10 protein-coding genes and 1 pseudogene are annotated in these 10168 nt (G+C 38.3%); 5 read left to right on the forward strand and 6 right to left on the reverse strand.

The annotated features are described in order from the left end of the window. On the reverse strand, nt 1–3749 hold a 3749-nt coding region (locus LC574_RS10440; RefSeq protein WP_229453456.1), incomplete at its 3' end, for an AAA family ATPase. A 179-nt stretch (nt 3750–3928) separates the two neighbouring features. Here LC574_RS10440 and LC574_RS10445 point away from each other — a divergent pair. Next, nucleotides 3929–4069 (forward strand): hypothetical protein, encoded by a 141-nt coding sequence (locus LC574_RS10445; protein ID WP_229453457.1) that lies wholly within the window; start codon nt 3929–3931, stop codon nt 4067–4069. Nucleotides 4070–4397: 328 nt separating this feature from the next. Here the strand turns inward: LC574_RS10445 and LC574_RS10450 are convergent, their stop codons facing one another. The 5 genes from LC574_RS10450 to LC574_RS10470 all read right to left on the reverse strand — a co-directional run bounded on the left by LC574_RS10450 (nt 4398) and on the right by LC574_RS10470 (nt 7951). Continuing rightward, nucleotides 4398–4823 (reverse strand): asparagine synthase-related protein, encoded by a 426-nt coding sequence (locus LC574_RS10450; protein ID WP_229453465.1) that lies wholly within the window; start codon nt 4821–4823, stop codon nt 4398–4400. A gap of 27 nt (nt 4824–4850) precedes the next feature. Continuing rightward, nucleotides 4851–5960: a lipopolysaccharide assembly protein LapB gene (locus tag LC574_RS10455; RefSeq protein ID WP_229453458.1), complete on the reverse strand. Its 1110-nt coding sequence runs from the start codon at nt 5958–5960 to the stop codon at nt 4851–4853. Between the two features lie 209 nt (nt 5961–6169). Continuing rightward, complete coding sequence (locus LC574_RS10460; RefSeq protein ID WP_229453459.1) at nt 6170–7054, reverse strand: hypothetical protein; 885 nt, start codon at nt 7052–7054, stop codon at nt 6170–6172. Between the two features lie 87 nt (nt 7055–7141). Next, nucleotides 7142–7714: a hypothetical protein gene (locus tag LC574_RS10465; RefSeq protein WP_229453460.1), complete on the reverse strand. Its 573-nt coding sequence runs from the start codon at nt 7712–7714 to the stop codon at nt 7142–7144. Nucleotides 7715–7804: 90 nt separating this feature from the next. Beyond that, nucleotides 7805–7951 carry a hypothetical protein gene (locus LC574_RS10470; RefSeq protein WP_229453461.1) on the reverse strand — a complete coding sequence of 49 codons (147 nt, stop codon included), beginning with the start codon at nt 7949–7951 and terminating at the stop codon, nt 7805–7807. Nucleotides 7952–8443: 492 nt separating this feature from the next. Here LC574_RS10470 and LC574_RS10475 point away from each other — a divergent pair, with 492 nt between their 5' ends. The 4 genes and pseudogenes from LC574_RS10475 to LC574_RS10490 form a co-directional block, all read left to right on the forward strand. After that, the gene (locus tag LC574_RS10475) at nt 8444–9046 is read left to right on the forward strand and encodes a hypothetical protein (protein WP_229453462.1); all 603 of its coding nucleotides are present in this window, start codon (nt 8444–8446) and stop codon (nt 9044–9046) included. Then, nucleotides 9043–9405, forward strand: coding sequence for a hypothetical protein (locus tag LC574_RS10480; RefSeq protein ID WP_229453463.1), 363 nt, complete (start codon nt 9043–9045; stop codon nt 9403–9405). Before LC574_RS10475 ends, LC574_RS10480 begins: the two co-directional genes overlap by 4 nt. Then, nucleotides 9396–9707 carry a hypothetical protein gene (locus LC574_RS10485; RefSeq protein WP_229453464.1) on the forward strand — a complete coding sequence of 104 codons (312 nt, stop codon included), beginning with the start codon at nt 9396–9398 and terminating at the stop codon, nt 9705–9707. Before LC574_RS10480 ends, LC574_RS10485 begins: the two co-directional genes overlap by 10 nt. 244 nt (nt 9708–9951) lie before the next feature. Next, a pseudogene (locus LC574_RS10490) lies at nt 9952–10168 on the forward strand (NAD(P)/FAD-dependent oxidoreductase); the annotation flags it as partial.

Here is a 10168-nt window from a genome sequence, read left to right on the forward strand (position 1 = left end):
CTGGGGTTGGCTACTAGTTGAAAATGCTCATCTTGTCGCAATAATTTGGTATTTAAAACTATATGGTGCGTCCAATCCAATCCTACAGACTCAAAGGCTGCGGCAACTAAATCTCTTACACTGTGCATTGCCCATTGCTGGAATTTTTCTAAGTTGGCATTTAGTTTATCTAGATAAATAACTTGAGTTTCTGTATCTACCTCCCCATAAGCCCCTGCTAAGGCAATACTCTGGTGAAAATAAAAAACAGGATTAATAAAAATTCCTCGCGCTCCCCCTACATATTTTTCTGCATTCTCTCCATACTCAACAGCTTTGATAAATTCTCCATACCAGTTACAGAGCGCAAGTTTATAGATGTAAACTACAAATGCACTCAACATATCCGAAGATGCCAACGCAAATTCTAGCACTTGCCGTTCATCTGCCCAAGTTCCAACAAGTTGATCAATCTTGCCTGCTGGCTTAGTCAGGTTAGCGATCGCTTCCATAGCCAGCAGATGGTAGTTCAACATATTTCTGTCAATTTTGCGGAGGCTAGGAATAAAATCTTCGGCTATTTCTGCGGTTTTTTCTAAAGATTCATTTCCAAATAATGATTGCCACAAAAAATTAACTGAACAATAACCAGACCATTGATAAGAACCTGTTTCTAAACCACTATTAAATCCCTTTAATAAATAAGGTTTACCTTGGCTAATATGGTCTTTATAATGACAGATTAAACCTCCCCACATATTCAAAATATTTGCTTCTAATTCCTTCGTTTTTAAAATTTCATGCAACCGCAAAGATAGTTCACCAAACTCATAACCCGAATCTACCTCACCATATTGAAATACTAAGTTGAAGGAATACAGCATGTAACCAAATACCGAAATTGGTGAGTTGCCATACTGAACTGAAAGTTGAGTTATATTCATCGATGTGATATGCAACGCTTTAGATCCTAAAAAGTAGGCAATAGGCCACACTTCTTTTAAAATGCGTTGAGCCATTAACTTCTCTTCGTCTTGCATTGGCGGTAGTTCCGCCAGACTAAAAGTTGAGCGATCGCCAATAACTTTTTTAGTTTGATTAAGTTTTTCTAACAGATATGCATCATCGGGATAAGCTGTAAACTCCAAGCCTAAAAGTTCCAAGGTGTTTAACCCAATTTTATATGCGGAGTTTAAATCATTTTCCATCCGATAACACATAATCCGATATTCATTGACTCGACACATATCAAGAGTAGTTGTAACCTGGCTGAAAGTCTGCTCAAAAATCAGCAAAGCTTCCTCATATTTTCCATTTAAAAATTCTGCTTCTCCAACTTGTAAATATAAATTTAATGTAAGTAAATATTTATCTTTCCAGCTATTCTCAGGTAGATAACTCATCCCTGTTTCTAGCAAATTGAGTGCAGTTACAAACGCCGAAGATGATTTTGCTCGCTGACCTGCTTTCAGATTTAATTCTGCCAGTTCATATCTTTCTGCTGGTTCCACAATCAATGAACTGCCAGCATTGAGATGGTTGACAATATCAAAAAGATGTTCTTCTAACTGGGCTTTTTCAGTATTATGTAATAGTAATTTTCCAACCTTTAGGTGTACTTGTTGTTGCTGGTCGGTTGGAATTAAGGAATAGGCAGCTTGCTGAACGCGATCGTGCAAAAACTTATAGTCAACTTGTATAGCAGTATTGCAGTATGTTGCCAATTCCGACTGATTCAACAACTGAGGAATTTTGTAAGTATCGCTCAAAGGAAGAATTAATCCCGCCCGCAAAGCTTCCCATAAATCAACTGCTGTTGCTGATGTAGTTTTTTCGTTTACTACTGCTAGAATTTCTAAATTAAAACGGTTCCCAACACAAGCAGCTAATTGTAAAACTTGCTGCGTTGGTTCTGAGAGTCTTTGAATTTTATTCACCATTAAATCGACAACATTATCAGTAATGGCTTGTTCCTGAATTTTGTCGAGATCCCACTGCCATAAACCCGAACGATAATCAAATGTCAAGAGATTATCTTGATGTAGGACTTTTAGTAACTGAGTCAAGAAAAAGGGATTACCTTGGGTTTTTTGAAACAGCAAATCGGCTAAAGGTTCTGCCTGAGATGATTCACAATTGAACGTTTCAGTAACCAGTTGAGTAATATGAGGTGTTGCTAATGGCTTCAAGAGCAACTCTTCAACCGTAGCCCCAGATGCTCGAATTGCCTCTAGCATTAATATCAGTGGATGGGTGGGACTAACTTCGTTATCTCGGTAAGCCCCAATCAGCAATAGATAACGACTTTCTGGGTCGTTCATCAAATTTTCGACCAACTTCAAAGAGGCAGCATCTGCCCATTGAAGGTCATCTAAAAACAGTACTAAAGGATGTTCAGCAGCAGCAAAGGCATGGATAAATTGCTTAAACACCCGATTAAAACGGTTTTGAGACTCAGCAACTCCCAATTGCGGTACAGGCGCTTGCTGCCCAATAATCAGTTCTACTTCCGGGATGACATCAATAATAACTTGACCATTAACTCCCAATGCTTGTAGTAATTTATTTTTCCAAACCTCAACTCTGGCTTGGCTTTCAGCTAACAGTTGTCGCATCAATTCTCGAAATGCTTGAATCAAAGAAGCATAAGGAATATCTCGCTTGAGTTGGTCAAATTTGCCACCGATAAAGTAACCTCGTTGCCGGACAATCGGTTTGTGAACTTCGTTAACTAGTGAGGATTTGCCGATACCTGAATATCCTCCTACCAACACAACTTCGCTAGAACCAAGGCTAACTTTTTCAAAGGCAGCCATTAAAGCTGCCACTTGTACTTCCCGACCGTAAAGTTTTTGAGCTATTTGGAATTGATGCGAAAAATCTTGCTGGGCTAATGTGAAAATCTCAATGCTGCCTTTTGTTTGCAGTTGTATCGCTGCTTGCTCTAGGTCAGCCTTTAACCCGTAAGCACTCTGATAGCGGTCTTCAGCAGTTTTGCACAGAAGTTTCATAGCGATCGCAGAGATTGCCAGTGGTACATTAGGATTAATCTGGTGCGGAGCTACTGGAATTTTCGCAATGTGACAATGCACCAATTCCATTGGGTCTTGAGCATTCTGGAAGGGGAGCCGACCCGTGAGCATTTCGTAAAAAATGACACCTAATGAGTAAAAATCTGTACGATAATCTAAGGTTCGATTGATACGTCCAGTTTGTTCTGGCGACATATAAGCCAGTGTTCCTTCTAGGAGATTGAGACTATTGATTTCTGGGCTTTCTTTTGACAGCAGCGAAGCGATGCTGAAGTCAATCAATTTTATTTTTTCGGTATTGGGGTTATAAAGAATGTTTTCCGGCTGAAGATCCTTATGGATAATGTGGTGGGTATGTAACTCTCCTAAAGTTTCAGTAATTTGACCGGCGATGTTGAGAAATTTCCTAAGTTCAAAGCCTGTATTAGATATCTGAGCTTTTAAAGATTCTCCACCAAAGTCTTCTAAAACCAGTGCTAGACCATTACTGTAACCGTTGTCGTAATTGATTAATTCATGGGCTTTAATGACACCTGCAATGTTCAAGTTTTGGATAATTTCGTATTCGTGCTTGATCTGAGCAATCTCTTTGACAGTAGGATACTCTGCTTTGAGGAGTTTGATGACAACTGAGTGTCCGTTAGCCTTGGAGTATGCTCGATAAATTACTGTGGCAGTAGCTTCATAAATTAAACTTGCAATACTATAATCCGGGATACGAGCAATTAATTTAAGCATTATTACTTGGCTGAATGTTGTTTTATAATAGATTTTGGTGGTTACTATAATAATTCCCCAAATTTAAGTTAAATTAACTCTTCAAATCCTAAGTGAAGAAGGCAGAAGGCAGTTCTTGCTGGAGGTAGGAATTTAGATCAGGCTTCTGTTTGCTACTAATGACTAATAACCAAGGACAAATGACTCGAAATCCCACGGTTTTTAATGAAAAGCCGTGGGATGAGTTAACTTTCGGTAATTTTGCTCTAAGATTTGCGTGTGTTTATCGTGCAACGAGACTGGAAAATTCTAACTCATTGGGACATTCCGAACCAAAATGAATCGAGAAGGTGTGAACTGGTGCTTTGTGGAATTTTGCTACTAAAGCTATTTTCAGGTAAATAGACCACGCGGTAGGGGTTTAGCAATGCTCATAGGTGTCAACTTAACGTCAAAGCTATGTCCCGCAAGGAACTGAAGTTCTTGCTAATAGCGGAAGTCATCTGAAGATGACTAAATATAGCCAAAAATCTTTAGTCTACTTCAGTAGACTTTAGCTATTAGCCTAGAACTTTAGTTCTAGGCGGGTGAGGAAGCCAACAGTTAAGCTACTTTTAGCTTAAGTTGACACCAATGAGCATTGCGCTTTACCCCTACGATAGATGTGGTTCAAATACATGAAAACTGCTGTAAAGCAGTGATACCGCTAGAGTCTAAACCCCCAGAAAGAAAAACGCCGACGGGTTCATTGGCTGGTGGTAAATATTCTTGAACAACTTGGTCTAGGAGTTCTCGCAAGCGATCGCCATGCCATGCTAAGGGTTGATCTATTGCTATAATCTGTTCTTGAAGCTGCCAATAAACTTCAACTTTGTGGTCGGGAAATTCTAAAACAGTTCCAGGTCGCAGTTCCCGTAGCTGTTCCCAAAGGGTTCGTTCTCCTGCAACAAAGGCACAACAAAGATAATCTTGTAACGCCACCAAATCTAAATCGGATGAATGATGGGGTGATAAAGTTCTCAGTTGAGGCGCAATCCAACGAACCGAACTAGTGGTAGTGTAGTAGAGGGTACGAACACCGATGCGATCGCCCACTAACTGCAATACCTGTTTTTCTGGATATCAACGGATATGTGGACAAGGATATTTGAACCTGGTAAAAATTACGGACATATTTTCAGGCATCCTCTTTACAATAGTAATATCTTCGCCAGTTTTAAGGGCTTGAGCTAGTATCTCTGAAGCTTTCTGCTGTTGTCCCAGTTGTGCATAATGATTAGCAACTTCAGCCAATACTCCAACTCGTTCAGGTTGATTTAGGATATTAAACTGAGCAATGCTTAAGGCTTTGTGTAACAATTGTGAGGCTTGATCTTTTGTTTCTGTTCTAGTAGCCTTGTTAACAAGTTTTATTAAGGGTTTAGCTATACAATCTCCGCAAAAATCATCATCTATAGACTCAATAATTTTAAATGCTTGTTCATATTGCCCTGCTGACGCAGCTTTCATGGCAATTTGAGATAGTCCATTCATTTTGTCGGGGCGAACTTCATGAGGGTAATGGTTTCCAATAGATTTGATGTTCTTAATAGCTAGGTCATATTGAGATTGCTCTGCATCTTCAACCGCTACTGCAACTAATGCCCGAACTCTTTCAGGCGCCCCCAGCATTTTAGCAGCTTCCAAAGCTTGTTGATGAAATCCTATCTCCTCGTATTTAACAGCAATTTGACTGAATTGCTCAGTTTTCCAAGCATATTCATTAGTTTTAATCTGTTGAAAGGCTTGATTTAATATTTGTAAGGCTTTATTTTTTTGACCTATTTTTGCGTAACCAATGGCGATTTTGAACAATATTGGTGTTTGTAAGGGTTTATTTTTTTGACCTAGTTTTGCGTAACCAATGGCGATTTCGGACAATATTGGTTTTGGTATATTATTAATCTGAATAAGCTGAACAGCCCCAAAACTACTGTCTAATATCTCTACAGCTTTATCTTGTTGTCCTATGTTTGCATAGCTAACAGCAATCTTGACTATGTTTTCAACTTGGTCGGAGATGTACTTATCAGATTGGGTAAGCTGAAGACATCGGTTTAATATTTGTTCAGATTTTGCTTTCTGTCCTAATTCTGCGTACTGACTAGCTACCTTAGCTAAAGCACTAACATTCTTAATTCTATTGGAAAGTACAAAGGGAGTTTTTTTTATTTTGCTTAAACAAATAATCAATCAGTTCTTTGGCAAAAGATTCATCTGAGTTAACATTTAAAAAAGGTAGACTAGATGGCTCTATGCCAATGTCTGTACATAACGCTCTTCTTTCTGAATCTCGTATACGTAAGCTTCTTAACAATATTTCTTTAAGTTTTCTTTTAATCTCTTCGTTTTCTGTGGTTAGAGATATATTCATTCGTAAAGATTCCGTTTAACTAATTGTACTAATCACAGTTTAAATGTGCTTTAACAAATGCCAAATCCTCTGCCTGCTTTCCTTCGGAAAATATAGACTCAAGTTGTTCGCAAAGTTTACAAAGAGCTTGTTTTCTACCTGTATTATGTAAATGGTTAACTAGCTCTGTAGCAAAGCTATCCTCAGATGATGTTAAAAAAGGAAGCCTACCTGGTTGAATTCCAATTGTTTGACACAGTCCTCTTCGTTCTGAAAATACCGCCAGTCCGCTAAGTTGCAAGAGTTCTATAAGTGTTTGTATTGGTTCCTTGATTTTCTCTGGGGTTATTGGTTGAATAGTGGGTATAGAGGTATCTGAAAAAATCTGACAACGCCAAGCATCGATCTCTTTTTCATGAGTTTTACCTTTGACTAATTCCTTAGTGAAATCCTGTTTTACATTATCAGGAAGAATATCAAACGTTCTTTTATCAATATAAAACCAGCCTGGAGTGACTGTAACAAGCCGTGAAAGTGTGGCTAAAACGAAATGTCCAACTATTTGATTAAGACCTAATTCAGATGGATCGTAATCAACCTCTCCAGTTGTTGCAGCAATGCGAAATATTCGCTTTTTCACATAAGGTTTGATATTATGTTCGTCAACGACTTTGACAAAGTTTTTAACAAATTGGTAAGCATTGTTACCATCTTGAAATAAAATCCAATAACCATCTCCGCCCAACTCTTGAATCTGGTCATATTTAGAACGATTGTCAACTAAATCAAAAGCCTTTTTGACAAATTCTTTTATACGCTTCACAAATAGTCGTGTTCCTTCTACCCCTAGTTCTTGTTCAATAAGAGAAGTAGATTCTGAAGACTTGACCAAATCGAGTTGGACTACAGTTAATGTAATTTGAGCAGATTCCATAAAAACCTTAGTTCTTTGAGAATAATTACGTCAATAAATTTAAGATAATGTTATTGTAAATTACGATGAACTGATAATAAAATATAATTATAATTTTTGATGAATCACTAGACTTATAATAATTGAAACTGGAATTACCAAAATAGAAGTAATTAAAATATATACAGCGTATGTAAAAACCTGAAATTTCAAGAATGTAATTTCAGCGTTAATAGTAATTTGTCCAGCAATATCCTCATATTCTTTTTTATAAGGTGTATTGATTATACCCTCGAAGTAGTATTTGTTCAGTGCATCTAAAAGTTCGGTTGAACTATATTTATGTAAATGTCCAAAATAGTAAAAATTATCTGTTTCCTTCCTAATAAAGCTTGAGTTCTTAGGTGGTCTAGTTCGCAACCATACAAGACGCTCTAAATTTGTTTTAGGAAGAAAAGAAAGCGAGCAGATTAAAGAACAAATACAAAGTAAAATTGTTGTTAGCAATAAACCAAAACTCAATGATTTTGGAAGATTCTGTGCTGTAGCTAAAAGAGTTATGGTTGCAGTAATACCAGCACCAGAAAAAGCAAGCAGAATACCATTTTTCGCCTCGGCAAATTTTAGCCACTCATTAACATTCTGAAAAATTACTATGAGCTTGGAATAAACTTCATCCATAAAATGTTACTTATCAAATTTTGCCATGAATTTCCCGCAATAATTCTCACCTCAACCCTACTATCAGCAAACTCTAATTAAAAGCAATTCTTACTTCTTTAACTCACCGACCGATTGAGCTTCACTAGCCAACCACTGCTCAATTAGTTCTACTACCACTTGACTCATCTTCAGCCCACGGATAGCACAAGCTGCGTGAAACTGCTTCTTTAAGTTGCCTGTAATACTTATATGCATAGCGGTTATTCTAAGTAGTGTCTATACAAAACTACAAATGTACAGAACCGGATTCTAGATTGATATTAGCAATATTTAGCAAATTGATGATAGTAGCTAAAATTAAGAAAATCTAAACTCTTTGACTAAATATTTACGGTCTGTTTACTGCTCCTTGAGCTTAGAGGTTGTTTGAAAAGGGTCAGCTTGAGCCTCAAGTGGAACTCAGGGGGGCGATCTCAAATCCCAAAACTCCGATTCTCTCGTAGCAGTTTCTCGGTAGCCAGGGTAGTGAAACACACGCTGGAAGACTTTTCAAACATCCTCTTAGAGACTGTTGCTCAAACCGATGCATAGAAATAAAGAAATATTGATTTGATTTGGACAATTCATCAAAAGGTGGTATTCTTATCTTTGTTAACTACGGTAAGTCGATAGAATTACCGTAGTTAATTGCTTTTATCATAGATCTAGCTGCTTAAACTCCTAAAAATTGATATCAAGGAGTCAATTGTGGTGAATTATTTCACAGAACACCGCTTTCCGCACAAACAAAAATATTCTGCCAGTAAAATCTTTGCAGTTGCAACTTCTTTTCTTGGTTTGATAGCTTCTGGTTGCAGTCAACAAACAGCTATCAATACCACAGCTAACTCAGATTCCTCTTCAAAAACTCTCAATATCAAAACTACAGAGAAAAACAATGTGATTCGCTTGGGCTATCAAAAAGGCGGGATTATTCCCATTGCGCGTCAACGAGGTGAGTTAGAGCGTCAGTTAGTAACGCAAAATATCAAAGTTGAATGGAGTGGGCCATTTGACCGTTGCGCTACGCTTTTAAGTTCTCTCAATGGTAATCGGGCAGATATTGGTGGATGTGGTGATATTCCTTCGATTTCTGGAATCGCTGCTGGACAACCTCTTTGTATTGGCTCTGTACAGCGTCCTAGCCCAGATTCTTTGAGTAATGCCATCTTAGTTCGTGGTGATTCTCCCATTCGTAAACTTCGGCTTTTCGTAAAGGACAGCTTGATGCTTGGGCTACCTACGGTTACTCTATCCCTCAAGCCCAAAAAGAAGGGGCGCGAGTCCTGGAATCTGCAAAAGATATTTTGAGCGGTAACTTTGTGATTATTGCTTCACCGAATGCGATCGCCGATCCCCAAAAGAAAGTTGCGATCGCTGATTTTCTTTGTCGTTTGCAGAAATCCCAAACTTGGCGGGAATCTAATCTCAAGCAATGGTCGAAGAATTATGCAACTACCATTGATGTTGATGAAGGCATCGTTTATCAGGATGCCAAGCAAGGACAACAACAGCGTCGTCAAGAATTACTTCCTGTTTCTGACGCAGCTATTGCTTCTGAGCAAAAGGTTGCTGATACCTTTTTTCAAGCGGGTGTAATTCCCAGAAAAGTTGATGTGAAACAACTTTGGGACAGCAGTTTTAACGAAGATATCGCCAAATGCCAATAATTGCAGCAAGAAGTAAAAAGCTAAATGTCAAAATCACCTTATTTTTAATAAGGGTAAAAATTATGTTTCATGGAATAGAAAGAGAATTATTAAATGGAGTACCTTGGTTATTTGGGCAACAGTCTCAATTACCACATCATCTCCAATTAACAGATCGGCAAGAACATGAGATCCGTGATATTTGGGAATTCCCACCACAAGAATCTGCTGAACGTGAGCGTGTTCTTAAGCAGGAGATAAAACGGTTTGGGATTTTCAGCAAACTAAAAAGTTTTTCTTTAAAGGCACTCGCCAATAAATAAAGATAAGCATTATCAGCTACTCAAATTAATAGAAAATTTCAACTAATTTGCAATGTGCAGTACAGCTTTACCGGGGTAGCTTCTTTCAAGTATTTGGGTGACATCAGCACCGCTTCGCTAACAGTCAGTAATAATTTATTCGTAAAGCTTAATATTAGAGAAACTAATTATTAGCTATTCATGATATTATGCTTTTCAGTATCACTAATCTCGATAAAATCTTATTTCATCCTCAAATACCGACATGACAACAACGACTGACCTCGATTTTGCCGCACGTGAGGCGTTGCGCCTACTCGGGCCCGATCCCGAAAACTGGGTGAGCGATCGCTCAGGCATTGACCACAATGTGACGATAGTAGGTGGTAGTGGCAGTGGCAGCACCTTCGCATTTGCCCTGCGGCGTGCCGGCATTGGTCGCGTGACAGTCATCGATGAGGCTCTTGACGAAGCTCATGCTG

The organism is Nostoc sp. CHAB 5715 (genome assembly GCF_020829685.1).
Taxonomy (GTDB): domain Bacteria; phylum Cyanobacteriota; class Cyanobacteriia; order Cyanobacteriales; family Nostocaceae; genus Nostoc.

Coding starts and splice junctions, on each gene's coding strand:
- LC574_RS10445 (WP_229453457.1), top strand. CDS start 3,929: ATGACTCGAAATCCCACGGTTTTTAATGAAAAGCCGTGGGATGAGTTA.
- LC574_RS10460 (WP_229453459.1), bottom strand. CDS start 7,054: ATGGAATCTGCTCAAATTACATTAACTGTAGTCCAACTCGATTTGGTC.
- LC574_RS10465 (WP_229453460.1), bottom strand. CDS start 7,714: ATGGATGAAGTTTATTCCAAGCTCATAGTAATTTTTCAGAATGTTAAT.
- LC574_RS10470 (WP_229453461.1), bottom strand. CDS start 7,951: ATGCATATAAGTATTACAGGCAACTTAAAGAAGCAGTTTCACGCAGCT.
- LC574_RS10485 (WP_229453464.1), top strand. CDS start 9,396: ATGCCAATAATTGCAGCAAGAAGTAAAAAGCTAAATGTCAAAATCACC.